The organism is Bacillus sp. FSL L8-0167 (assembly GCF_038630295.1).
Lineage (GTDB): Bacteria > Bacillota > Bacilli > Bacillales > Bacillaceae > Bacillus > Bacillus safensis.
On the sequence record NZ_CP152027.1, the window covers coordinates 3,664,740 to 3,688,360 of the forward strand.

General features: G+C 42.0%; 25 protein-coding genes. 9 read left to right on the forward strand and 16 right to left on the reverse strand.

Annotation, left to right across the window (positions count from 1 at the left end):
• The first annotated feature begins 61 nt into the window (after positions 1 to 61).
• The 5 genes from MHB66_RS18880 to MHB66_RS18900 all read left to right on the forward strand — a co-directional run bounded on the left by MHB66_RS18880 (position 62) and on the right by MHB66_RS18900 (position 5,036).
• Positions 62 to 1,687: a helix-turn-helix domain-containing protein gene (locus MHB66_RS18880; protein ID WP_046312575.1), complete on the forward strand. Its 1,626-nt coding sequence runs from the start codon at positions 62 to 64 to the stop codon at positions 1,685 to 1,687.
• A gap of 98 nt (positions 1,688 to 1,785) precedes the next feature.
• The gene (locus MHB66_RS18885; protein WP_034283615.1) at positions 1,786 to 2,751 is read left to right on the forward strand and encodes an iron-hydroxamate ABC transporter substrate-binding protein; all 966 of its coding nucleotides are present in this window, start codon (positions 1,786 to 1,788) and stop codon (positions 2,749 to 2,751) included.
• Between the two features lie 94 nt (positions 2,752 to 2,845).
• Positions 2,846 to 3,580, forward strand: coding sequence for an alpha/beta hydrolase-fold protein (locus MHB66_RS18890; RefSeq protein WP_046312573.1), 735 nt, complete (start codon positions 2,846 to 2,848; stop codon positions 3,578 to 3,580).
• A gap of 72 nt (positions 3,581 to 3,652) precedes the next feature.
• Positions 3,653 to 3,799: a YycC family protein gene (locus tag MHB66_RS18895; protein ID WP_080943469.1), complete on the forward strand. Its 147-nt coding sequence runs from the start codon at positions 3,653 to 3,655 to the stop codon at positions 3,797 to 3,799.
• A gap of 22 nt (positions 3,800 to 3,821) precedes the next feature.
• Positions 3,822 to 5,036 carry an MFS transporter gene (locus MHB66_RS18900; protein WP_034283619.1) on the forward strand — a complete coding sequence of 405 codons (1,215 nt, stop codon included), beginning with the start codon at positions 3,822 to 3,824 and terminating at the stop codon, positions 5,034 to 5,036.
• Between the two features lie 40 nt (positions 5,037 to 5,076).
• Here the strand turns inward: MHB66_RS18900 and rplI are convergent, their stop codons facing one another.
• Genes rplI through MHB66_RS18915 form a run of 3 tightly spaced genes read right to left on the reverse strand, consistent with a single transcriptional unit; the run spans position 5,077 to position 8,471 of the window.
• Complete coding sequence (gene rplI / locus MHB66_RS18905) at positions 5,077 to 5,526, reverse strand: 50S ribosomal protein L9 (RefSeq protein WP_008359128.1); 450 nt, start codon at positions 5,524 to 5,526, stop codon at positions 5,077 to 5,079.
• Positions 5,523 to 7,502, reverse strand: coding sequence for a DHH family phosphoesterase (locus MHB66_RS18910; RefSeq protein WP_046312571.1), 1,980 nt, complete (start codon positions 7,500 to 7,502; stop codon positions 5,523 to 5,525). Before MHB66_RS18910 ends, rplI begins: the two co-directional genes overlap by 4 nt.
• 30 nt (positions 7,503 to 7,532) lie before the next feature.
• Positions 7,533 to 8,471, reverse strand: a complete 939-nt coding sequence (locus MHB66_RS18915; RefSeq protein ID WP_034283621.1) for a YybS family protein — start codon at positions 8,469 to 8,471, stop codon at positions 7,533 to 7,535.
• 303 nt (positions 8,472 to 8,774) lie between these two features.
• Here MHB66_RS18915 and MHB66_RS18920 point away from each other — a divergent pair, with 303 nt between their 5' ends.
• The gene (locus MHB66_RS18920) at positions 8,775 to 9,701 is read left to right on the forward strand and encodes a manganese-dependent inorganic pyrophosphatase (protein ID WP_024424048.1); all 927 of its coding nucleotides are present in this window, start codon (positions 8,775 to 8,777) and stop codon (positions 9,699 to 9,701) included.
• A 53-nt stretch (positions 9,702 to 9,754) separates the two neighbouring features.
• Here the strand turns inward: MHB66_RS18920 and MHB66_RS18925 are convergent, their stop codons facing one another.
• From MHB66_RS18925 to MHB66_RS18935, 3 genes are all read right to left on the reverse strand, one after another.
• On the reverse strand, positions 9,755 to 10,612 hold the full coding sequence (locus tag MHB66_RS18925) for a DUF3298 and DUF4163 domain-containing protein (protein ID WP_046312567.1): 858 nt from the start codon (positions 10,610 to 10,612) through the stop codon (positions 9,755 to 9,757).
• Positions 10,613 to 11,107: an RNA polymerase sigma factor gene (locus MHB66_RS18930; RefSeq protein WP_034283625.1), complete on the reverse strand. Its 495-nt coding sequence runs from the start codon at positions 11,105 to 11,107 to the stop codon at positions 10,613 to 10,615. It lies immediately after the preceding gene.
• A 149-nt stretch (positions 11,108 to 11,256) separates the two neighbouring features.
• A complete protein-coding gene (locus tag MHB66_RS18935) occupies positions 11,257 to 11,916 on the reverse strand; it encodes an aspartate/glutamate racemase family protein (protein ID WP_046312564.1) in 660 nt (219 codons plus the stop codon).
• Between the two features lie 105 nt (positions 11,917 to 12,021).
• On the opposite strand from MHB66_RS18935, the gene katX reads away from it, so the two are divergent.
• Entirely contained in the window at positions 12,022 to 13,611 is a 1,590-nt protein-coding gene (gene katX / locus MHB66_RS18940; RefSeq protein WP_046312561.1) for a catalase KatX, read from the forward strand.
• Between the two features lie 49 nt (positions 13,612 to 13,660).
• On the opposite strand, the gene wrbA is transcribed toward katX, so the two are convergent.
• The 10 genes from wrbA to MHB66_RS18990 form a co-directional block, all read right to left on the reverse strand.
• On the reverse strand, positions 13,661 to 14,275 hold the full coding sequence (gene wrbA, locus MHB66_RS18945) for an NAD(P)H:quinone oxidoreductase (protein WP_046313447.1): 615 nt from the start codon (positions 14,273 to 14,275) through the stop codon (positions 13,661 to 13,663).
• A 72-nt stretch (positions 14,276 to 14,347) separates the two neighbouring features.
• Positions 14,348 to 14,956, reverse strand: coding sequence for an alpha/beta hydrolase (locus MHB66_RS18950; RefSeq protein WP_034283629.1), 609 nt, complete (start codon positions 14,954 to 14,956; stop codon positions 14,348 to 14,350).
• Complete coding sequence (locus MHB66_RS18955; RefSeq protein ID WP_046312559.1) at positions 14,953 to 15,903, reverse strand: ring-cleaving dioxygenase; 951 nt, start codon at positions 15,901 to 15,903, stop codon at positions 14,953 to 14,955. The genes MHB66_RS18950 and MHB66_RS18955 overlap by 4 nt, the downstream gene beginning before the upstream one ends.
• Before the next feature lie 210 nt (positions 15,904 to 16,113).
• Positions 16,114 to 17,631, reverse strand: a complete 1,518-nt coding sequence (locus tag MHB66_RS18960) for an ABC transporter permease/substrate-binding protein (RefSeq protein ID WP_046312557.1) — start codon at positions 17,629 to 17,631, stop codon at positions 16,114 to 16,116.
• Positions 17,624 to 18,589, reverse strand: coding sequence for an ABC transporter ATP-binding protein (locus MHB66_RS18965; protein ID WP_046312555.1), 966 nt, complete (start codon positions 18,587 to 18,589; stop codon positions 17,624 to 17,626). Before MHB66_RS18965 ends, MHB66_RS18960 begins: the two co-directional genes overlap by 8 nt.
• Positions 18,590 to 18,792: 203 nt before the next feature.
• The gene (rpsR, locus tag MHB66_RS18970) at positions 18,793 to 19,032 is read right to left on the reverse strand and encodes a 30S ribosomal protein S18 (RefSeq protein WP_008359105.1); all 240 of its coding nucleotides are present in this window, start codon (positions 19,030 to 19,032) and stop codon (positions 18,793 to 18,795) included.
• A gap of 40 nt (positions 19,033 to 19,072) precedes the next feature.
• Entirely contained in the window at positions 19,073 to 19,615 is a 543-nt protein-coding gene (gene ssbA, locus MHB66_RS18975; protein ID WP_007497456.1) for a single-stranded DNA-binding protein SsbA, read from the reverse strand.
• Between the two features lie 36 nt (positions 19,616 to 19,651).
• On the reverse strand, positions 19,652 to 19,939 hold the full coding sequence (rpsF, locus tag MHB66_RS18980; RefSeq protein WP_024424058.1) for a 30S ribosomal protein S6: 288 nt from the start codon (positions 19,937 to 19,939) through the stop codon (positions 19,652 to 19,654).
• A gap of 108 nt (positions 19,940 to 20,047) precedes the next feature.
• A complete protein-coding gene (ychF, locus tag MHB66_RS18985) occupies positions 20,048 to 21,148 on the reverse strand; it encodes a redox-regulated ATPase YchF (RefSeq protein WP_024424059.1) in 1,101 nt (366 codons plus the stop codon).
• A 216-nt stretch (positions 21,149 to 21,364) separates the two neighbouring features.
• Positions 21,365 to 21,571 (reverse strand): DUF951 domain-containing protein, encoded by a 207-nt coding sequence (locus MHB66_RS18990; RefSeq protein ID WP_008347561.1) that lies wholly within the window; start codon positions 21,569 to 21,571, stop codon positions 21,365 to 21,367.
• A 294-nt stretch (positions 21,572 to 21,865) separates the two neighbouring features.
• On the opposite strand from MHB66_RS18990, the gene MHB66_RS18995 reads away from it, so the two are divergent.
• Positions 21,866 to 23,185, forward strand: coding sequence for a hypothetical protein (locus MHB66_RS18995; protein ID WP_046312551.1), 1,320 nt, complete (start codon positions 21,866 to 21,868; stop codon positions 23,183 to 23,185).
• Positions 23,186 to 23,200: 15 nt separating this feature from the next.
• Positions 23,201 to 23,611 carry a hypothetical protein gene (locus MHB66_RS19000; protein ID WP_034283636.1) on the forward strand — a complete coding sequence of 137 codons (411 nt, stop codon included), beginning with the start codon at positions 23,201 to 23,203 and terminating at the stop codon, positions 23,609 to 23,611.
• The last annotated feature ends 10 nt before the right edge of the window (positions 23,612 to 23,621 follow it).

Sequence of the window (23,621 nt, forward strand, 5' to 3'; positions counted from 1 at the left end):
GCTCTTTCTGCTACAATTTAATTGAGAATGTTTATCAATCAATAAGAGATCAGGTGGTTTTATGGGAAACAACAATCAATTACGTACATTGGCAAATGCCGAACAATTCATCTACCGATTAACATATACTGAAAAAATAAATAATGCAGAGCTTCCACATACAGAGCAGCAGCTATCAGATACATTCTGCCTCCTCTTCAGCATAAGCGGCAGCGGTTTACTCACATTGAACGATCAAAAATGGCGATTGAAACATCTGACACTCTATACAATCATGCCTGGGGAAACATTTATGTTAAAAACAGAGCCTTATCAAAAACACGAGCTCTATCTGTTTCGCTTTCAGCTCTACACGCTGCAAAATCAAAACATAGGAGAAGTATCAACGGAACATGCCCGTTCTTTACTGAATAAATGGCAATTTATCGATATTAGCTCGATTGAACATATTCATTCTTTATTGTCCGATATGACAGAGGAATGGCAAAGACCTGAATCCATTAGCTTTTTTAGAAGCCAAACTCTTTTTCAGCAGCTCATTATGCAGCTTTTCACACTGCATAAAGAAGATATTTGTGACACGGCACATGCCCTTTTCAAAACAAAACAATATATCGATCAACATTCCGAAGAACCCCTCAGCCTGACAAGTCTATCTCATATGGCTGGCATCAGCGCCAATCATTACAGCGAGCTATTTAAAAAGCATTTTGATGTGAGTGTCACTGATTATATCACCAAGAAAAGGATGGCTAGAGCCAAACAATTAATGGCAAAAGGCAACGTAAAGCTCAAAGACATTGCACTGGAAATCGGCTATCAAGATCCGTATTACTTCAGCCGCATCTTTAAGAAAAAAACGGGCATGACCCCTTCTACTTATATGAAAAGCCGTCAGCGGAAAATTGCAGCCTATGGCCATTCCATACTCGGCCAGCTCACACCCATTCATATCATCCCATATGCTGCCCCTCTTCACCCTAAGTGGACAGCACATGATTTTGAGCATCATGCAGAAGAAATTCCGATTCACCTGAGTGCACATCGGATCAACGAGCACGCTGAAGCCAATTTACAGCTATTAAAAGAAACAAAACCTGAGCTGATCATTGCCAATGATCATGTGACAGAGGAAGAAAAACAAGTGTTAAAAACCATCTGTCCTGTTCACTTTGTTCCATTCACACAATTAGATTGGCGCACTCAATTCAAACAAACAGCTACGTTCCTAAATGAAGCGAACGAAGCAGAAGAATGGCTGATTCATTACGAGGAACTCGTCAATCAAGCGAAAAAGGCATGCCTTTTTGATCATCCACCAAAAACCGTCCTGCCTCTTCGTATCTTTCAAGATCAGCTTTATTTGTCTGTGAATCGCACCATGTCAGAAGTAATTTTTCAAGATATTGGCCTTCTGCCAGCTTTTCAGAATGACGGCCAGCTAATAGAAAAGAAAATCAGCATTCGCTCTATACAACAGCTAGATCCAGACGCCATCTTCCTCTTCCTGCATAAGGAGCCAAAAACCATTGCTTTTTATCAAAAGTTAAAGCAGCAGGAGTCTTGGCACAATCTCAAGGCTGTGACGCAGCAAGCCGTCTATCCGCTCACTTCTGACCCTTGGCGTGAATACACAGCAGCCAGTCATCAACGAGTCATTCAGGACCTTTTATCTTTTTTTCCGTAAAAAGTCCATCATTTGACAGATCATTGTCTATGGATAAAAGGACAAAAGACTACTACAATCTTTAATTGAGAACAATTATCAGTTAAAGGAGAAAACAAATGAAAAAATGGTTCGCATTGCTTATCCTTTGTATCATGACGATCACCGCAGCAGCCTGTGGTGCTGCAGAAAATAAACCTGCTTCAAACACGACCAAAAGCAAGTCAGCTGAAACAGCAGAAACAAATATCAACTACTTAGATCAAACGTACAAACTCAAAACACCAGTGAAACGAATTGTCATTGCTGGAAGCCTTGAATCAATGGAAGATGCAAAATTACTTGGTATCGAGCCTATTGGTGCTTCTACTGTAGGCGGCACATTCCCTGAATTATTTAAAGACATTACAGCGAAAACAGAAGGTATCGGTGAAAAAACAGAACCGAACCTGGAAAAAATCCTAAAACTAAAACCAGATGTGATACTCGGATCAACCAAGTTCCCGCCTGCAACAATAAAAAAATTGGATAAAGTCCAAACGACGATCCCAGTATCCCATGTCTCTTCTGACTGGGAAAGCAATCTATTATTACTCGGTGAACTGACTGGAAAAAGTAAAGAAGCGAAAAACATCATTTCTGATTATCAGAAAGATCTCAAACAAGCGAAAGAAACCCTGAAAGACAAAAGCAGCAACAAAACAGCTGTCATTTTGCGCATTAGACAGGGCGACCTGTACGTTTACCCTGAAGACGTATACTTCAACTCTACCTTATATGGGGACTTAGGATTTACAGCACCAAGTGATATCAAAAAAGCCAAAGCACAAGCATTGATTTCATTGGAGCGCCTAGGCGAACTCAATCCTGACTATATTTTTGTTCAGTTCTCTAAAGAGGAAAACTCATCGAATCCAAATGCATTGAAGGACTTAGAGAAAAATAAAATTTGGACAAGCCTAAAAGCTGTGAAAAATGGGCACATCAATGAAAATGCCGTTGATCCTATGCTTCAAGGAGGAACAGCACTAAGCAAAACAACCTTCCTTGATAAGGCTGTCAAATGGTTAGATCAAAACAACTAAACAGATGCGTAATCAGATTTTTGACAAAGGGCTAAATTGTTTAGCCCTTTGTCTTCTTTTCAACGCAGTTGAAAACCTTTAGGAGAGGATACACATGAACGGAACGTTTCTATATGATGAGTTTAATGGGCGTCAGCTTGATATTTACCTTCCACAGGACACCTCTATTGATGTTCCAGCTGTCTTTGTACAAGATGGCTCTTCTTTGTTTAGAACACACCTGCTAGAGATCGAAAGAATGATCGAAACCAAAACCATCTCGCCAATCATCATTGTCGGCATACACCCATTCAATCGACTTGACGAATATACACCATGGAAGGCGTCATCACTGCGATCTGGGTTTCCTGACTTTAAAGGTGAGGCACAGACGTATGTGTCATTTTTAGCGAATGACTTACTCCCATATATCAAAAGAGAATATCCAGTTCAAGAGACCTGTCATGAACATAGCCACGTAGGTGCTTCATTAGGCGGGCTGTTTGCTATTTATACTTTATTCATGCACCCTGATCTTTTTAAAAACATCGCATCGATCTCCGGGTCATTTTGGTATCAAGATTTTCTACCGTTTGCTAAACAACAAAGCATTCAGTGTGTGGATCACTTTATTTATTTGTCTGTAGGCAGTGAAGAAGGGAAAGGCAAAACATCTGCTCAACAGCACATGCCTTTATTCAACAAACAACTGCATGACCTTTTATTACAGAAAGGGATGCAAGAAAGGCAGCTGCAATATCACATCGAACAAGGGGAGGGCCATCATCTGAAACAATTTCAAAATAATTTCTTATCGGCCCTAAAGTGGTTTTATCAAAGAGAACGCTAATTTTTTATCAGCATGGCACAAAGCCGATATGATATATTGGAACGTATAGATTGAAAGAGGAGGGATTTGCGCATGAGACCTTTACAAATCTCAGCCGATACCGCACAAAAGCTTGCTGCATCACTCAATGTACCGTTAGAACAAATCATGCATATGCCGCAGCATATCTTATTAGCTAAATTAGCGGAGCTTGAACAGAAGAAAGAACGTTCTTCTTAAAGAAATAAAGGAGTTTACATTCATGGAACAACAACTAGAAAAATCAACATTACATCCTCGCAGTACAGGACAAACCATCCTGCTGATTGCTGGGATTTTGCTTATTGCATTTAATCTTCGGCCTGCCATTACATCCGTTGGCCCTGTTATCGGCGCGATTCGTTCCGATTTACAGCTTTCAAATGGACTGGCGGGTTTTCTTACGACATTACCACTGCTCTCATTCGCATTGCTTTCTCCAATTGCACCTAAAATCGGAAAACGACTTGGCAATGAACGAACCCTCTGGCTTGGACTTGCCGTCCTTCTCTTTGGGATTGTGATTCGCTCGTTTGGCTCCATCACCTTCTTAATGATTGGAACAGCGCTGGTCGGCGTTGGAATTGCGATTTGTAATGTGCTCTTACCGGGGCTTGTGAAGCATAAATTTCCTGCACATGCAGGCTTGATGACAAGTGTATATACAACTTCAATGTCCGTCTTCGCTGCACTTGCATCAGGTGTCAGTGTTCCGCTCAGTCATACGATGCCTGGCGGCTGGAATACATCATTCCTTGTATGGGCTGGACTTGCCCTTCTCGCCATGATGGTTTGGGCGCCGCAGCTTCTTCATCAGAATACAGCGGCCGTCAAAAGTATTTCTCTTACAGAGCAGCCAATATGGCGTTCACGTGTTGCATGGCAGGTGACCTTTTTTATGGGGTTGCAGTCATTCCTTTTCTATAGCAGCATCGCATGGTTTCCTGATATCTTAACATCCCATGGAATGAACCTGTCTACAGCTGGCTGGATGCTGTCCATTATGCAGTTTGTTGGGCTGCCATCCACCTTCTTAACGCCCGTTTTTGCAGAAAAATTAAAAACGCAAAGACCGCTTGTCGCTGGCCTTGTCCTTGTGTATTTACTCGGCATGATTGGACTTCTCCTCGGAGGATCGACGCCTATCCTTGTCATCTCTGTTCTATTGATCGGCATTGGACAAGGGGCCAGTATCAGTCTTGCCCTCACATTTATCGGTTTACGTACAACCAATATGGAACAAGCAGCTGCCCTCTCTGGAATGGCGCAGTCTCTCGGTTATTTATTAGCTGCTGTTGGGCCGTTCATGATTGGTATCCTTTTTGATTCCACACATACATGGACACCAGCGATTATCATCTTTATCATCATCCTATTTTTCATGTTTTTATCCGGTATGCGTGCTGGACGCAGTGTCTATATTTCAGATCCTTCATAAAAAAAGAACCCGCCTCCTCGTGAGACGGGTTCTTTTCTACTTATGCCTGCTCTGTCACATGTACCTTTAACGTTGCTTGTACCTCTGGATGAAGCTTCACCGGTACATTTGTGTAACCTAATGCACGGATGGCGTCATTCAGCTCGATTTTACGCTTATCGAGTTTAATTTGATGATCTTTTTGCAATTTATCAGCGATTTGTTTGCTTGTAATCGAGCCAAACAAACGGCCGCCTTCACCTGATTTTGCAGTGAGTTCCACTGTTAACGCCTCAAGTGTTTCTTTTAATTGTTTTGCTTGTTCAAGCTCTTGGATGGCATTCTTTTTCTCTTTGTTTTTCTGCCCTTCCAATGCGCTTAGGTTCGTTGGAGTTGCTTCAACAGCTAACCCTTGTTTGATGAGAAAGTTGTGCGCGTATCCGTCAGCTACATTCTTGACTTCGCCTTTTTTTCCTTTGCCTTTTACGTCTTTTAGAAAGATGACTTTCATCTTTGAACCCCTCCTTCGAAATATTCGTCAATGGCAGCCTTTAATTTCCCTACCGCTTCTTCAATGGTTATACCATAAATCTGGGTAGCAGCGTTAGTCAAATGACCGCCGCCGTCTAATGCTTCCATAATAATTTGAACGTTGATATCCCCTAATGATCTAGCACTAATACATACTGTGTCGTCATCTCGTCTAGCGACAGCAAATGACGCTTCTACCTCACTCATTGACAACAGGGAATCCGCTGTCTGGGCAATCGTAATTTGATCATAATACTCCGACCTGTCAGATGGCAATGAAGCAATGGCCACCTGATTTTGATACAGTTCTGTATGCTGAATGAGTTTTGCTCGTTTGATGTAATGATCGACGGTTTCTTTTAAGAACTTTTGCACAAGGACAGGATCTGCTCCCTTTGCACGAAGGTAGGATGCTGCATCGAACGTTCTTGACCCCGTTCTCAGGGAGAAACTCTTCGTATCAACGATGATCCCAGCCAGAAGCGCAGTCGCCTCAATCATGTTAATCCGTAATTTCTTCGGCTGATATTCTAAAAGCTCTGTCACAAGCTCTGCTGTAGATGAAGCATACGGCTCCATATAAACAAGTAAAGGATCACGGATAAATTCCTCGCCGCGTCTATGATGGTCAATGACCACGACATTTTCAATCTTATTCAGCAGCCGTTCTTCCATAACGAGAGACGGTTTATGTGTATCCACGACGACAAGCAATGTGTCATCCTTTGCAAGCTCCATTGCTTCCTCTGGGGTGATAAAACGTGACCAAAGCTCTTCATAATTTTTAATTTCACTAATTAAGCGTTGAACACTGTCGCCAATCTGATTGGCATCAATGACAATATAGCCTTCTTTTCCATTGGCCTGGGCGACCTTTAAAATCCCAATGGATGCACCGATCGAGTCCATGTCTGGGAACTTATGCCCCATGATCATGACATTACCGCTTTCAGATACAATTTCTTTTAAAGCATGAGAAATGACCCGTGCGCGTACGCGTGTCCGTTTCTCCATTGGATTCGTTTTTCCACCGTAGAATTTCACTTTTCCATTCGGCTGTTTAATGGCGACCTGATCCCCGCCTCGTCCGAGGGCAAGGTCAAGACTCGACTGGGCAAGTGCTCCAAGCTCTTTCAAGGAAGGAACGGACGCACCGATCCCGATACTCAGAGTAAGCGTCGCACTATGTGCCCCTGTTTTCTCACGGACCTCGTCTAAAATGGAGAATTTTGACGCTTCAAGCTCAGCTAAAATGCTCTCATTTAGAACCGCCATAAATCGTTCAGACGAAATTCTCTTCAGGAAAATACCGTATTCTTGTGCCCAATTGTTGAGCAAAGACGTCACTTCACTATTAATCGCGCTGCGCACTTGATCATCAAGGCCCTGCGTGACATCGTCGTAGTTGTCTAAAAAGATATAAGATAACACCGTTCGTTCATTTTCGTACTGTCGTTCAATCTGCACTTGTTCCGTGACATCAAAGAAATATAAAAGGCGCTCTGACCGTTTAATAATGACTTTGAATTTCCGGTCATTCAGCGTCACATTTTCGGTCTCGACTTCTTGTTTAATAAGAGGCACAATAGACTCGAATGTATCGTACAAGGATCTGCCGACAAGTGTGCTTTCATGAAAGCATGAAGCGAGAAACGGATTGGTCCATTCGATATAATACTGGTCATTAAACAGCATAATACCAATTGGCATCTCCATTAATGCTTCTTCTCCAACCTTTTTGACTCGATAGGATAATGTTGAAATATATGAATCAATCTCTTTCTGCACTTGCGTATCAGCCCACTTTAAAAAGTAGAGCACACCTGCAAGGACGATAAGACCAACTGCTCCTATGATCCAATTGAAATAAAGGTTGAGGAGGACTGTGACCACCGCAAGAACAATTAACGCGAAGATCGGATACTTGATGACAGGTTTTCTATAGAAGCTTGGCACTGATATCAACTCCTCAACATTCAGAGTGAATTATTTGTTTTTTACTTTTTCTCTTAAATCAAAGCCTATGTCAGCAATCCCTATAATTCGCACAATCACACCGATTGGCGGAAAGAAAACCGTTAACACGACAGCGAAAATGGGTACCGCTTTTGAGATGTTTTTTTCGTGGCAATAATAGAAGAGAAAAGAAAATCCCTGAATAAGCACCAGTATAAATAAAATTTGAAACGCACTCGTTTGAACGAGCCATAAAAAGCTGCCTTTTTCCGTCTGAATCAGCATCAAAAGCAATGTGAGTAAATAATACCATACCATGCTTTTTGGCAGCCGCATATCCTTAAATTTCTTCAAGGACGGCATGTCTGAAACAAACCGTTTGAGCAAAGGCCGCACGAACCAGTGATTCACAAAAGCCATCAGCGTCACCAAAATCAATAACGCTACAGGTAAAGCACTTAATGCCGTATCCTGCATCTCTTTAAACTGTTTGAGCTGTTTAGCTATGTCCTTTTCAGAAGCCCCGGATTGCTTTAAAACACTCTCTACCATCGGCATCATTTGCTCAATCGACTCTTTCGCAATATTCATAATATCGATTTGAAAGAGCTGGACACTGACAACAAAGGAGATGAGAATACTGAATAAATAAAGCAGCGCACCTGTAATGATGGCATTCCCAGGCTGCCTTCTGCTGTAGAAAACACCCATGCCCAATCCGACGGCAATTAAGATAGGTGCACTCATGAGTCCAGCCATAGACCCAATTAAAAAGCTGATCACTATGCCAATAGCGCCAGCAGCAATTCCTTTTTTCAAGCCGTGCCTGATTGTATAGAGGATGATCGGAATCGGAGCAGCTAGAAAGAAAATAATAGATAAAAGCGGCACATACAAATAAAACAGCATCATGACCGCAAAAATACTCATCATGATTGCGCCCTCTACTAACGCTTTTGTTTGTTTCACACCTTCACCTCTATCCAATCCTTTTGTCTATATCTTGCTCAATGTGTACTTCTATGTATACGTATGATGTCAGCTCCATCATGTCTTGCCCCAACCTTTATTTTACCATAGCGGTAAATCTCAAGTAAAATGCAGGCTGTCCTGGGAGCGTTTCACGTGGAACACCGATATGGAACCGCACATGCAAGTTTTCAAACAGCATGTTACAATTTTTTAGATTATTCTTAGCTATAAACCCTGAATTCAAGGTCAAAAGCTGTTAGAATAGAAACATCATCAATAAATGTAAGAAGGAGAATTCACATGGGAAAAACACTCGTATTCGGACACAAAAATCCTGACACAGACACGATTTGTTCTGCTATTGCTTACGCTGATCTGAAAAACAAAATCGGCGTTCAGGCAGAAGCCGTCAGACTTGGAGAAATCAATGGAGAAACACAATACGCATTAGATTTCTTTAAACAAGAAGCACCTCGTTTCATTGAAACGGCTGCAAATGAAACAAAGCAAGTCATTCTTGTCGATCATAACGAATTCCAGCAAAGTGTAAGCGATATTGATCAAGTACAAGTAACTGAGGTCATTGACCACCACCGTATTGCCAACTTTGAAACAAGTGAACCTCTTTACTATCGTGCTGAGCCTGTAGGCTGTACAGCAACGATCTTAAACAAAATGTATAAAGAAAACCAAGTGACGATTGAAAAAGAAATCGCTGGTTTGCTTTTATCTGCGATCATTTCTGATTCCTTATTATTCAAATCCCCAACATGCACACAGCAAGATATTGATGCTGCACATGAGCTTGCAAAAATCGCAGGGGTAGATCCAGAAGTTTACGGCCTAGATATGCTCAAAGCAGGCGCTGATCTAAGCCAAAAAACGGTTCAAGAATTAATTACACTTGATGCAAAAGAATTCGCATTAGGCAAAAGCAAAGTCGAAATTGCACAAGTCAATACAGTAGATATCGCTGAAGTGACAGCAAGACAGGCTGACATTGAAGCGAAAATCAATGAAGTCATTGCAGCAAAAGGTCTTGATCTATTTGTTTTAGTCATCACAGACATTTTAGAAAATGACTCCCTTGCTCTTGCACTCGGTGCTGAAGCAGCAAAAGTAGAAAAAGCATTTAACGTCACGCTTGAAAACAACACAGCTTTACTAAAAGGTGTTGTATCAAGAAAGAAACAAGTCGTACCAGCACTGACAGACGCACTTTCTTAATCAACACGACAAGACTGCTGAATCATTCAGCAGTCTTTTTTTCTATATTCTTTTTAATGAATATACATATCACTAACGAGAACATCCTTTAGCACGCTTGTTGGAATCGTGAATTCAACAACACCCATGTAGCCAGGCGCCACATCATATTCATTAAAGGAAATCACAAGCTTCCCTTTTGAATTGATATAGAAGTTTTGATCTGGCTTAATTTTCTTAAATGGTTCCGCCATATCTTGCTTGCCAATCCAATACATTTTGTTTGAATCCTCTTTCATCTGTTTCTTCATTTGTTCTTTAATGTTTTCACTAATCACATCAATATAACGATTATTTTTAAACAGGCTTGGTAATGTAATGAGGACATGGTTTTTCTTATCAACCGTATCATATGTCATTTCCTCTGCCGCAGAAGCCTGAGTCGTCACCTTGTATCGGCCTAGTGAAAGGATTTGATCATTGTTCGTTCTCACTTCATAACCGCTCTCAACACTTAAATGACCATTTTTATACCCCTTTGTTTCCTTTTCAAAATCTTGATACAGCTTTTTGTTTTCAGCTAAATATTTTTGATTCAGGCTGTCTTGTAATGTTCCGTCCCCAAGTCCTGAAACGTGTGGTGTTTTAAGATCAATATTCTTTCCTTGATCGCTCTTTTTAAATTCTGTAAACGTTACGACTTTCACCAGCTCGCCAATGACAGGCACCTCTGAAATCGCTCTTGCTGCCTGTGGACTGACATTAACCGTTGTGACAAAAAGAGCTGCCGCCGCAACAAGTCCTATTGTCCATTGCTGAAAATGAGGTTTTTTATTTTTTCTTTTTAACGTTCGTTCAACCATCGCATCATATTCCGGTGGAATAGGGATTTCTAAATATTCATCTTTTAAATGTTCCAAATACTTATCCATTTATATTTCCTCCTGTGATAATTCTACTTTTAAAAGCCGCAGCGCCTTATATAGTCTTGTTTTAATGGTGTTTTCATTTTCATCGAGAATCTGGGCGATGTCCTCTAATTTTAAATCTTCAAAGAATCTCAAAATAATGATGACCCGATACATCTCAGGCAAATCCTCTATAGCCCGTTTGACGTCTTGATCCTCGTATACATCTGATTCGCCCTGAGATAAGAATTCAAGCGTATCATCATCTGTCACCTGCACCCGTTTCTTCTTTCGTAAAAAGTCTAGGGCAGCGTTCACCACGATTTTATAAAACCAGCTATGCATTTTGCTCGCATCCTCTAATCGGTGAACAGATTTGAGTGCTTTATGAATGGCCTCCTGAACAACATCCATAGCATCTTCTGGGTTTTTGACATAACTATAGGACAACCGATAAAAACTGTGTTTATGTTCCATGACGTAATCCGCAAATTGATCGTCTATTTTTCGTTTCTTCATTTTACAAAGAGCTCCTTTATCTTAAATGCGCATCTGTTATTTCTTACATTGGATAGACGCGCACCTTTTGAAAATAGTTTGCGCTCGGTTATTTTTTTAACATGTCATCGCATTTACGTTCCTATACAAAAAGAGCGAACCTGAGGGGTTCACTCTTTCCAAGCGGATATTGTTTGATGAACAAACTGTTTTAGTGAAGAAAGCGGATGAATGATAGGAACGCCTGTCTCCTGCTCCATCTCCTGTGCCGCATGAACCATCGAAAGCTGCATCACACAAATGTCTTTCCCTTTTTGCTTCATACATCTTCTCAGCTGCTCCTTGATTTGTTCATCATAGGCTTGCATATCACCGTTTAGACAGAGATGAAAGGCATCCTCCATCACAACCAATTCCACTTCAACCTGTTTGCCCCGCTCTGTGGCATATGATTCAAGCCGCTGCATTGTCCCTTCCACTGTATCTGGGTTGGAAAACACCAGTTGAAGAGGCCCTTGTTTCTCACAAATCATCTCAAATAACGGTTCATCGATCGGAACAATCGGTTGTTTGAAATGGTGCTGCTGATCACCTAGAGCAGCAATGTATTGTGTACACGTGAGCAGAATGAGATCGGCTTCACTTTCTTGCTTTAATCTGTTGATAGCATACGTTTGCTGCTTGTATTGATCAAATGCAGGATCTTGAGTGGCGCGTTCTATAAATGATGAATCGACTGTGTGATGCAAATCAACATCTGTATCACCAAAAACATCTTCTATATATGACTGATTGGATGGATGGGCGTGAAGGCAGTGTAATCGAATCATCTGGTTTGCTCCCCGTGAAAGTTTTCAATCATTATATCAATCCTTGTATGAAATAGGGAGCAACATGACCATATTGTTAGGGAGATATTGAAGGAGGGATTCGAATTGAAAGAAGATCAACAGCCTAAACCATCTTCAGAGTCAGAAGAAACGTTAACGAATCGGCAAGGTCATCCCGTAACAGACAATCAAAATATGAGAACTGTTGGGAATAGAGGACCCACTACGCTTGAAAACTACGATTTCCTAGAGAAAATCAGCCATTTTGATCGTGAACGCATCCCTGAACGTGTCGTTCATGCACGCGGTGCTGGAGCTCACGGTTATTTTGAAGCCTACGGCACATTTGGTGATGAACCCATCTCCACCTATACGAGAGCGAAATTATTTCAGGAAAAAGGGAAAAAGACGCCTGTTTTCGTTCGTTTTTCTTCTGTGATTCACGGCGGTCATTCGCCAGAAACATTACGTGATCCGAGAGGGTTTGCGATTAAATTTTATACAGAGGAAGGCAACTGGGATCTCGTAGGGAACAACCTGAAAATTTTCTTTATCCGAGATGCTTTAAAGTTCCCTGATTTGGTTCATGCCTTTAAGCCAGATCCTGTCACCAATCGTCAGGACGGCGAGCGTATTTTTGATTTTGTCTCACAATCACCTGAAGCGACGCATATGGTGACATTTCTCTTTTCACCATGGGGCATCCCAGCTACATACCGGCACATGCAAGGCTCAGGTGTCCATGCGTACAAATGGGTCAACCATGAAGGAAAAGCCGTGCTGGTTAAATATCATTTTGAACCGAAACAAGGCATTCGCAACCTGACCCAAGAACAGGCGCAAGCGATCCAAGGAGAAAATTTCAACCATGCCACACAGGATTTATATGAAGCGATTGAGCAAGGAGATTATCCTGAATGGGAGGTATATGCACAGATCATGGAAGATGATGCCCACCCTCACCTCGACTTTGACCCGCTAGACCCGACAAAGCTTTGGTACAAGGATGACTATCCATGGAAACCAATTGGACGGATGGTATTAAACAAAAATCCAGAAAACTATTTCGCAGAAGTCGAACAGGTTGCCTTTGGGACTGGCGTACTCGTAGACGGTTTGGATTTCTCAGATGATAAATTGCTTCAAGGCCGTACCTTCTCCTACTCTGACACGCAGCGATATCGTGTAGGGCCAAACTATTTACAGCTACCGATCAATGCACCGAAAAAGCATGTCGCCACCAATCAGAGAGACGGGCAAATGGAATACCATGTCGATCAAGGCAAAGGGCAAAATCCCCATGTGAATTATGAACCGTCGATCCTCGGGGGATTAAAAGAAGCCAAACAGGATGGAAAGGATCATACGCCTTTTGTAGAGGGTGAAGTCAAACGAGAAGCCATTGACCGCCCAAACAACTTTGGACAAGCAGGAGAAACGTATCGCCGTTTTAATGATTGGGAGCGTGAGGAACTGATTAAGAACTTAGTCAACACCCTTGCCACATGTCAAAAGGACATTCAAGACCAAATGATCGAAAACTTTACAAAAGCAGACCCTGATTACGGAAAGCGTGTCGCTGACGGCTTAAAAGCCTTTAAACAAGAGCAGCCAAGCGGACCTATCGGCTCTACAGGCGCTGCCGAAGCCGTGGACGATGCCATCAACAACAGCACACCATCAGATCCTTATTAATGAAAAAAAGAATGCAGCGGCGAGGCTGCATTCTTTTTGTTTACATCTATTAAGCGTTTTGACCTTTTTTGATCCATTCTGCTACATTGACTGTACGTTTTGCCTGATGTTTCACAGCTGCTTCTGCATCCTCTTGGATTTTTCCATTTTGGTCAACAGTGACACTTACGCCATAAGGGTTGCCCCCTGCACCGTATAAGGAATCATCTGTGTATCCAGGAGCGGCAATAATGGCTCCCCAGTGGAACATCGTCGTATATAGGCTGAGAACCGTCTGCTCCTGTCCGCCATTTGCGTTTTGAGCTGAAGTCATCGCGCTGACTGCTTTGTTTGCCAATCTACCTTGGAACCACAAGCCGCCTGTTGTATCTAAGAACTGCTTCATTTGAGCTGGCAGGTTACCGAAACGTGTCGGCATGCTAAAGATGATGGCATCTGCCCACTCTAAATCACTTAATTGAACCTCTGGCACATCCTTTGTTTCGTCTAAATGTGCTTTCCATGCTGGATTTGAAGCGACAACTGCTTCTGGTGCCAATTCAGCAACCTTTAATACTTTGACCTCTGCGCCAGCTTCTTTTGCTCCAGCTTCAGCCCATTTCGCCATCTGATAGTTTGTACCTGTTGAACTATAATAAATAATCGCTAATTTTACGTTTTCCATTTGTTCCATCTCCTTTTGTTTATTTTGCCCAAAAAGCTTCTGTAAAAATCCCACCTGTATTCCCCACCTTATTTAAAATTGACGACGATACCATAAAGCCGCAGCATCGACTTCTTCTCTCGTTAGCTGATGTCCGCGATTTTCCCAATGAAGTGTAACCGATGCACCTGCACCCTGCAGCAATTGCTCCAGCTCCTGTGATTCCTCTGGACGGCACATTGGGTCATTTTCACCTGCTGCTATAAAGACTTGTTTCCCTGCTAATGAAGGCAATGAAACTCCGCGTCTTGGAACCATTGGATGATGCAGGATGGCGCCTTTTAGGGCATCCCCATAATGGAATAACAAGCTTCCAGCAATGTTTGCCCCATTGGAATATCCGATAGCTACCACATTGTGACGATCAAATCCATATTCATCAGCTGCTTCACCGATAAATGTATATAGTTCCTCAGTACGCTCAATCAAATCCTGTTCATCAAATACACCCTCTGCCAAACGTCTGAAAAAACGCGGCATGCCGTTTTCTAATACATTCCCTCTCACACTAAGAACAGATGCATCAGGATCTACGATCTCTGCAAGTGGCAATAAATCTTCTTCCGTCCCGCCAGTTCCATGCAGTAATAACAGGACAGGTCTTTGTTCATTCTTTCCTTTTCGAAAAAGATGCTTCATCATGAATCTCCTTTCCCTTTAACTTCTCTCACTTCAATTGGAAACACAATTTGTTCAATCTGGCTGCGCTGCGCCTCATATTGCGGTGGCAGTTTCAATGCTTCACCCATTGTTTCCACTGATTCATCGTGTGCAAACCCTGGAGGATCAGTAGCGATCTCAAATAATATGCCGCCAAGCTCTCTAAAATAAATAGCATTAAAATAATTTCGATCTTGCACAGGTGTCACTTGATACCCGCTTTGTGCAATATGTCTTTGCCAATCTAATTGATCATGATCATCTGTTGCTCTCCATGCAATATGGTGCACAACTCCAACACCCATACGTCCTCGTGGAACAGGTGTGATGTTCACATCAATGACATTGCCTATTTCACCAAACGAACGGAATCTCACATAGTCTCCTTCTGCTCCGACTCGTTCAAGTCCCATCGTTTGCTCTAGCAGCTGCATCGTTTGCTCCGGCTGCGAAGTTAATAAAACAGCTCCGCCAAATCCTTTAATGGCTACATCTGGTGTGACACCATTAAAGGTCCACTCGTTTTGCTTTCCTTCCGCACGCTCTACCAGCTCAATCAATAAGCCGTGTGGATCTTCAAATGAGAGAAAAGCTTCACCAAAACGTTCAACCGTTTCATAAGAGACATTAAACTGCTCAAGACGATCTTTCCAGAAAGAGAAAGCGCCTGTCGGTACAACATATGTCGTCACGCCCACTTGTCCTGCACCAATTTGACCTTTTTGTGCCCCCGGCCAAGGGAAAAACGTAATAATTGTCCCTGGAGAGCCGCCTTCATTTCCAAAATATAAATGGTATGTGCCCGGATCATCAAAATTCACGGTCTTCTTCACGAGACGAAGTCCTAAAACACCTGCATAAAAATCAACGTTCTCCTGAGGATGACCTACAATAGCTGTAATATGGTGAATTCCTTCTGTTTTTTTCACTTCTCATGCCCTCCTAATTGAAGTAAGAAACCTCTATTCATTATGTCTTTACTGACGTCTTTATATTATCTCGAATTCGAGATATTAGATCAAAAAAATATATTTATCTCGAATTAAGGATATGATGTTTTTAAATAAATGTCAATGTTTTTTGTTTTTCTTTTAAAAAAGCAGAGCTGCTTTGCATGAAACAGCCCTGCTTTCCCTTGATTATTGCAGCAATTTTTTCTTTTTTAAATAGGCCTTCGCTACCTGAAATGCATCCTTCTCCTTCACATTGACTTCATAATTCATTTCTCTCATCTCATCGTCTGTGATTTGACCCGCAAGCTTATTGAGAGAGGTCTCAATCTCAGGGAATTCAGTTAATGTCTCCTGCCTGAGCAGCGGTGCTCCTTGATATGGCGGGAAAACATGCTGATCATCATCAAGCACCTTTAATTTGTATTGTCTCAATTCACTGTCTGTCGAATACGCATCGACCAAATTGATATCTCCTTTTTGAATCGCTCGATAACGAAGCTTCGGCTCCATCGTCACAACATCGTCAAAGGAAAATTGATAAGCTTTTTGAATGCCTCGATACCCATCCTGACGATCAGAAAACTCTAAGGTAAATCCAGCTTTTATACGGTTTTTGATCTTACCTAGATCTGAAATGTGGGACACCTCATATTGATCAGCCAGTGACTGCGGCACGGCTAAAGCATACGTATTGTTGTATGCCATGGGCTCAAGAAGACGGAGCTGAAAGGACGATTCCAATCCACGCCGCGCTTGCTCATACACTTTTCTTTTATCTGTGCTTTTTGCTGTTTCTTTGAGGAATTCGGAAATCGCTGTACCCGTAAACTCGGGATAAATGTCAATATCACCAGAGCGTAAAGCCTGGAAAACAAAGGACGTTTTACCAAGACCGGGCTTCAGGTTCACTTGAATATCTGTATCCTGTTCAATTAAAAGCTTATACATCGAGATCAAAATCTCAGGCTCTGATCCTAACTTTCCGCCAATGGTGATTTCTTTCTTTTCTTGCTGAAACAGCGAGGGGGCAGCGACAACTGCTCCTGCAATCAGAGCAAAAACAGCTACAGAGATCACAGTCGTTTTAAAGGGAATTTTCTCAAAGGTTCGCAGCACCACATCAAATAAAAGTGCGAGTAAGGCTGCTGGTATCGCACCAATGACAATGAGCGACATATCATTTCGATCAATTCCCAGCAGAATTAAGCTTCCTAATCCCCCAGCTCCGATCAGTGCTGCCAGAGTGGCGGTCCCCACAATGAGTACCATCCCGGTTCGGATACCCGCCATAATGACTGGCATGGCAAGTGGAAGCTCTACCTTTAATAACCGTTTGCGATGATTCATCCCCATGGCAAGCGCTGCTTCTCTCAGGGAAGGATCGACCTCCTGAATGCCTGTATATGTATTTCTTAAAATAGGGAGTAAGGCATAGACCACAAGCGCAATAATCGCAGGCACTTGCCCAATCCCCACGAGAGGAATCAGCAAGCCAAGCAGTGCAAGCGACGGAATCGTTTGCAAGACAGCCGTCACCCCAATGACCCATTCCGCTAGCTTTGGAACCCTCGTTAAATAGATACCTAATGGAATGGCAATCAAAATCGCTAAAAATAAAGCAATAAAAGAAATTTGAATATGCTCTAGTAAAGCGTGCCCCAATTGTTCTTTTCGTTCCCATAACACACGGGTCCAATCATTCATGTGACTCGCCCCTCTCTTTAGAAGAATCAGCTAAAAACTGAATCACTGCTTGACGATTCACTAGTCCAATCCGCTCTCCATTCTTTTCAACAGCCAACTCCTCGTGCTTTGCCAATAGAGACAAGGCTTCATCCAGTGTGGCATCTGCTGAGACCACCTCATAGAGGAAAAGAGCTTCGTGAGCCATCGGTTGGGCCAATGTTTCCAGCTCAAAAGCTTGATGTCCCACATGGCGGGCAGCCCCTGAAACAAACTCCTTTACAAAGGCATTGGCTGGATGTTGAACCAATTCCTCAGGACGTCCGATCTGCACTACTTTTCCTTCATTCATCACACAAATCCGATCACCCAGCTTCATAGCTTCCTGCATATCATGCGTCACAAAAACAATGGTTTTTTGTATGCGGCGCTGCAAATCAAGCAGATCATCCTGCAATTTCTCCCTCGTTAGTGGATCTAACGCACTAAAAGGTTCATCCATCAGGACAATCTCAGGATCAGCTGCAAGTGCACGTGCCACACCGACACGCTGCTGCTGTCCACCAGAGAGCTCTGCTGGCTTTCGATGCCGATACATAGCAGGATCAAGCCCGACCATCAACATGAGTTCATGGACACGCTGATTGGTCTCATTCCGGCTCCATTGTTTAAGCTCTGGCACCACAGCAATATTTTCTTCTATGGTCATATGAGGAAAAAGCGCAATTTGCTGCAAAACATAACCGATATCCCAGCGCAGCTCATACATATCATAATCACTTATTTTTTGGCCCTTTATGTAAATCTCACCTTCTGTAGAAGAAATGAGACGATTGATCATTTTCAATGTCGTCGTTTTCCCGCTGCCACTAGGTCCAATCAATACAAAAAACTCACCTTGCTGAATCTCCAAATCAACAGATTGAACGGCATAGCGCTCATCAGAAAATTGCATCGATACCTTATTAAATTCAATCATCTTCCCACGCCCTGACTGCAATTATTTTCTAGACTACCAATATGACAGATCAACCTCATATTTGTATAGAATAAACTGTCACTTTTACATACTTCCCCTAGGTTGACTGTCAAAAACAACTCTAGCAAAAATAGATGAGATTCACAGTGAGGAAAATAAAAAAAGCGAAGAGCTCGGGGCTCTCCGCTTTTTAAGTCAACGACTTACTCACCAGTAACGTATGGAAGTAATGCCATTTGACGTGATCTTTTGATCGCTAAAGTCAATTTACGTTGATACTTAGCGCTAGTTCCTGTTACACGACGAGGTAAAATTTTACCACGTTCAGAAACAAACTTTCTAAGAAGATCAACATCTTTGTAATCGATGTGCGTGATACCGTTAGAAGTAAAGAAACATACTTTACGACGTTTCGCACGACCGCCTCTGCGTCCACCTGCCATTTGTTTTCACACCTTTCCTTTAGTCATTTTTTCAGATCAATTAGAATGGCAAATCATCATCGGAGATGTCAATCGGTTTACCATCGTTCGCAAATGGGTCATCATTAAAGCTATTTCCCTGATTACGATTTTGGTTGTTTTGATTGCCATATGGATTTTGACTTGGTTCATTTCCAAATGGATTCTGATCGTTTTGGCTACCGCCATAATACTGGCCTCCGCTATTGCCACCGCCGCTGTATCCACCTGAACCAGCACCGCCGCTCTTAGGCTCAAGAAATTGAACACTTTCAGCTTGAACCTCTGTCACGAAGACACGCTGTCCTTGCTGATTTTCATAGTTTCTTGTCTGCAAACGACCGTCTACACCGGCAAGACTTCCTTTTTTCAAGAAATTAGCCACGTTCTCGGCTTGTCTTCTCCAAGTAACACAGTTAATGAAATCGGCTTCACGCTCTCCAGATTGATTCGTAAACGTACGATTCACAGCTAGAGTAAACGTGGCTACAGCCGCACCATTAGGCGTGTAGCGAAGCTCAGGGTCTTTTGTTAGTCTTCCGACCAATACAACACGGTTTAGCATATTGAAAGACCACCTTTAAATATATATTTCAATGATTTATACTTCTTCTTTAACAACAATGTGTCGAATGATATCGTCACTGATCTTAGCTAAGCGGTCAAATTCTTGAACTGCTGCAGCGTCAGATTGAACGTTTACGATTTGGTAGAAACCGTCACGGAAATCATTGATTTCGTATGCAAGACGACGTTTACCCCAATCCTTTGTTCCAGTGATCTCCGCACCGTTAGAAGTTAACACGTTATTGAAACGCTCGATAACTGCTTTTTTAGCCTCATCGTCAACTGTTGGGCGGATGATGTACATAACTTCGTACTTTCTCATCTGATTGCACCTCCTTTTGGTCTAAGCGGCCCTAAACGGGCAAGGAGCAATAAATTATATTACTCACAATTGTATATTATAACAAATCACTTGGCCTATGACAAGAACCTATACATTAAAACGGAAATGAATGACGTCTCCATCTTTCACTACATATTCTTTGCCTTCTAGACGAACTTTTCCTGCTTCTTTAGCAGCAGACATGCTTCCGCCAGCTAGTAAATCCTCATACGCAACCGTTTCAGCACGAATAAATCCACGCTCAAAGTCTGTGTGGATGATTCCAGCACATTCTGGCGCTTTCATTCCTTTTTTAAATGTCCAAGCACGTACCTCTTGCTCACCTGCTGTGAAATACGTAGCTAATCCTAGAAGTGAATAAGATGCTCTAATTAGCTGATCAAGCCCTGACTCATTAATACCAAGCTCTTCAAGGAACATTTGCTTCTCTTCTCCTTCAAGCTCTGCAATTTCAGACTCGATCTTTGCACAAACGACGATGACTTCAGCGTTTTCACCAGAAGCAAACTCACGGATTTGCTGCACATATTCGTTGCCCTCATGATCCGCTACTTCATCCTCACTCACATTTGCTACATAAAGAACTGGTTTAGATGTGAGTAAATGAAGCTGTTTCACAAGCTTTTGCTGTTCATCTGTAAATTCTACAGATCTTGCTGATTTCCCAGCTTCAAATGCGTTCATTAGCTTCGACAAAATCTCAAATTCAGCTACTGCTTCCTTGTCCTTTTGTTTTGCAAGCTTACTCACACGAGCTAAACGCTTTTCAACTGTTTCTAAATCAGCCAAAATCAATTCGAGATTAATCGTTTCAATATCTGCTACAGGATCAACCTTACCAGCTACGTGTGTAATGTTATCGTCTGCAAAAGCTCTGACCACGTGACAAATCGCATCTACTTGACGAATATGAGAAAGGAATTTATTCCCTAAACCTTCACCTTTAGATGCACCTTTGACAATACCCGCAATATCAGTGAATTCGAAAGCAGTGGGAACTGTCTTTTTCGGCTGCACCAATTCTGTTAGCTTTTGTAAACGCTCGTCAGGAACTTCTACAATTCCGACGTTTGGATCAATGGTACAAAACGGATAGTTAGCAGACTCCGCTCCAGCCTGTGTAATTGCATTAAATAGCGTTGACTTCCCGACGTTAGGTAAGCCAACAATACCAGCTGTTAAAGCCATTCTTTCATCTCCTCTATATCAAACGTGCTCGTTATACTGCGTAATATGAACCTAGAGCAATTATAAGTAGGTTTACATGAAAAGACAAGCTAACCATCATGCACTTTCAATAGAAGAAACATCGTCAAAAAGAATAAATCAATGCTTCAAAACGAGAAATTGCATCTGGCTTTGCTGTAGAAAAGACAAATTTAATGAAAAAAGCATGAGGCCTACTTAAGCAGTTGGCTCCTCATGCTTGACGAGAATTTTCTTCATTTTTCGTTCAAAATCTCTTCTTGGGATCATCACGCTGTGTCCGCAGCCTTCACATTTAATACGGATATCCATGCCCAAACGAATGACCTTCCACCGATTGGCACCACATGGATGGGGCTTTTTCATTTCTACAACATCATGTAACCCAAACGCTTTGTCTGCCATCAGCCTTCACCTCTCTTGCTCACTTCATTGAATCTATTGTACAAAAAAACGGCGATGGAGGGCAATGCACAAAACAAAGAGTCTCTTTCAATCGTTCATCCTATTCTTTTTTAGAGAAAAAACCCTTCTTTTAGATCATTTTATTTGTGACCAATAGTTACTTAAACTCCGTTTTTTTTCAATATTGTCACAAACACTGTAGGTCAAAAGGTTTTTATTGGTAGAACGCGGTGGTTTTTCCATATTTTTTGATTTATGATATCTGCATAAATGTTATGTGAGGGAGCAGGTACGATGGTCAATCGAAAGGATAGATTAACTGATAAAGAATATAAAATCATATCCGATCATGCTGGAAATATCGACAATTACCAGCAGCACCATACAATAGAAATAGGTCAGCAAACACTCACTGTCCACGATTTTCTAAAGATCGACCAAAAATTATATGGTTTAACAATGCAGCCGGAACAAACAGATGAATTCATCGTCGCTTTTCACTGCCCGCTGCCACATCAAATGACGGTGTCATCTAAGCAAGATGTACACAACGCAGCACAGTCATTGCTCAAAACTGACTATGCCTATCCAATTGAAAGAAAGTCCCTTGATGGCAATCAAGACCATGTCTTTTTTAAAGGGAAGGAATACATAGAGAAAGTCTGTCAGAAGCATCCGAATGCAGGTATCCATCTCACTGGACAAGCACTTGCCGGTGCTGTTTGTGCTTATATTGCAACAGAACAGCCAGCTGTCAAAAAAGCCGTCACCTTTGACAGCCCAAATATATGGAGCAGCCTGTCGCCTTCGATTCAGCAAAAGGCGCAGCAAGGTCAATATAAACGCATGTTGACTGAATATATTCAGCCTAGTCATTACGTCGGTTTACTCAATCGTCATGATCAAGGAGTTGGACAAATCAAGTACACCGTACCGCCACGGCAGCAAGACTCAGTCCAAGAATCCGTAAAATACAAAAAAAGAGAAATTGACACCTTTTTAAAATCAGCTTTTGCATCTATGAATATAGAATGGAACGAATCTTTTGATACAAATGCTTTTTTAGCTCTCGTTTCAGGAGAATTCAAAGCAAATGGATATTCATTCCATCCAAATGGATCTGCCCGTATTTTAGATGAACAGCTTGATCATAATACAAGTTTTACAGCCATGCTGCTGCAAGAGATTCATTCTGGACGTGCATATGCACAAAACGGACTTGAAATTATCATAAAATCCCATTTACTGAAAAATTCATCCTATGATCTGCAAAGTATTATTGAACATGAAGTGCACACTGTATTTGAAAAAATCGATGGAATTGATGAAAGCGTAAAAGACGCCGTCCATCATGTAAAACAAGAACTCAAAGGACTCGTCGGCTTTGGCCACTATGATTTATTAAGTCATAGTGATGTGGAAGCACTGGTAGAGGAAGTCAGAATGGAACAGTCGCATTCCTCCTTTTATTCACACGAAAAACAGTTGAATGCCTTGTACACCCTGAGGGATTACGAACAAGAGCTTTCTGCCCTTTCAAGACATATGTACACAATGGGTGATGACTACGCCAAGGCAGATAGACGCCTTGCAATGCAAATGGGTATTCATTAAGAAAGGAGTCATCGCATGATCAATCAAAATAAGCCTCCTAGTGACGCCCAGCGTTTCTTGCAAAATGTGAGTGCCCGCCGTTCCATGTCTGTATTCGAAAATCAATCGGCACCACACACACAAACACAGTCTCCTGAAGAAATCGCCGCCATTCAGGCCATGCGCAGAGAAGGACAGCGAAAGGATCTAAAACGGCTGCTCAAAATGCGGCTGCACGACGAATTAGCAAATACTCGCGTGCACTTGGAATATCAATTGTCTAAAACAGAAGATATGATAAACCAGACGACCATTGTCAAACAACACATTTCCCAGCATTTAAAGGGACAGGCCATTTCAGAATTAGAGGATCGCCTCCAGCGTCTCAAGCAAATGCCTGTCTATGATGATATCAAAGAAGCTATTGATTCAATTCAGATCAAATAAGCACAGCTCT

Bases quoted from the DNA above. Each gene is read 5' to 3' on its own strand.
- MHB66_RS18995 (WP_046312551.1), top strand. From the start codon at position 21,866: ATGGTCAATCGAAAGGATAGATTAACTGATAAAGAATATAAAATCATA.
- MHB66_RS18960 (WP_046312557.1), bottom strand. From the start codon at position 17,631: ATGAATGATTGGACCCGTGTGTTATGGGAACGAAAAGAACAATTGGGG.
- MHB66_RS18965 (WP_046312555.1), bottom strand. From the start codon at position 18,589: ATGATTGAATTTAATAAGGTATCGATGCAATTTTCTGATGAGCGCTAT.
- MHB66_RS18880 (WP_046312575.1), top strand. From the start codon at position 62: ATGGGAAACAACAATCAATTACGTACATTGGCAAATGCCGAACAATTC.
- MHB66_RS18935 (WP_046312564.1), bottom strand. From the start codon at position 11,916: ATGATTCGATTACACTGCCTTCACGCCCATCCATCCAATCAGTCATAT.
- MHB66_RS18950 (WP_034283629.1), bottom strand. From the start codon at position 14,956: ATGATGAAGCATCTTTTTCGAAAAGGAAAGAATGAACAAAGACCTGTC.
- MHB66_RS18925 (WP_046312567.1), bottom strand. From the start codon at position 10,612: ATGGATAAGTATTTGGAACATTTAAAAGATGAATATTTAGAAATCCCT.
- MHB66_RS18920 (WP_024424048.1), top strand. From the start codon at position 8,775: ATGGGAAAAACACTCGTATTCGGACACAAAAATCCTGACACAGACACG.
- ychF (WP_024424059.1), bottom strand. From the start codon at position 21,148: ATGGCTTTAACAGCTGGTATTGTTGGCTTACCTAACGTCGGGAAGTCA.
- MHB66_RS18895 (WP_080943469.1), top strand. From the start codon at position 3,653: ATGAGACCTTTACAAATCTCAGCCGATACCGCACAAAAGCTTGCTGCA.
- MHB66_RS18930 (WP_034283625.1), bottom strand. From the start codon at position 11,107: ATGAAGAAACGAAAAATAGACGATCAATTTGCGGATTACGTCATGGAA.
- wrbA (WP_046313447.1), bottom strand. From the start codon at position 14,275: ATGGAAAACGTAAAATTAGCGATTATTTATTATAGTTCAACAGGTACA.
- MHB66_RS18885 (WP_034283615.1), top strand. From the start codon at position 1,786: ATGAAAAAATGGTTCGCATTGCTTATCCTTTGTATCATGACGATCACC.
- MHB66_RS19000 (WP_034283636.1), top strand. From the start codon at position 23,201: ATGATCAATCAAAATAAGCCTCCTAGTGACGCCCAGCGTTTCTTGCAA.
- ssbA (WP_007497456.1), bottom strand. From the start codon at position 19,615: ATGCTAAACCGTGTTGTATTGGTCGGAAGACTAACAAAAGACCCTGAG.
- MHB66_RS18890 (WP_046312573.1), top strand. From the start codon at position 2,846: ATGAACGGAACGTTTCTATATGATGAGTTTAATGGGCGTCAGCTTGAT.
- rpsR (WP_008359105.1), bottom strand. From the start codon at position 19,032: ATGGCAGGTGGACGCAGAGGCGGTCGTGCGAAACGTCGTAAAGTATGT.
- MHB66_RS18900 (WP_034283619.1), top strand. From the start codon at position 3,822: ATGGAACAACAACTAGAAAAATCAACATTACATCCTCGCAGTACAGGA.
- rplI (WP_008359128.1), bottom strand. From the start codon at position 5,526: ATGAAAGTCATCTTTCTAAAAGACGTAAAAGGCAAAGGAAAAAAAGGC.
- MHB66_RS18990 (WP_008347561.1), bottom strand. From the start codon at position 21,571: ATGGCAGACAAAGCGTTTGGGTTACATGATGTTGTAGAAATGAAAAAG.
- rpsF (WP_024424058.1), bottom strand. From the start codon at position 19,939: ATGAGAAAGTACGAAGTTATGTACATCATCCGCCCAACAGTTGACGAT.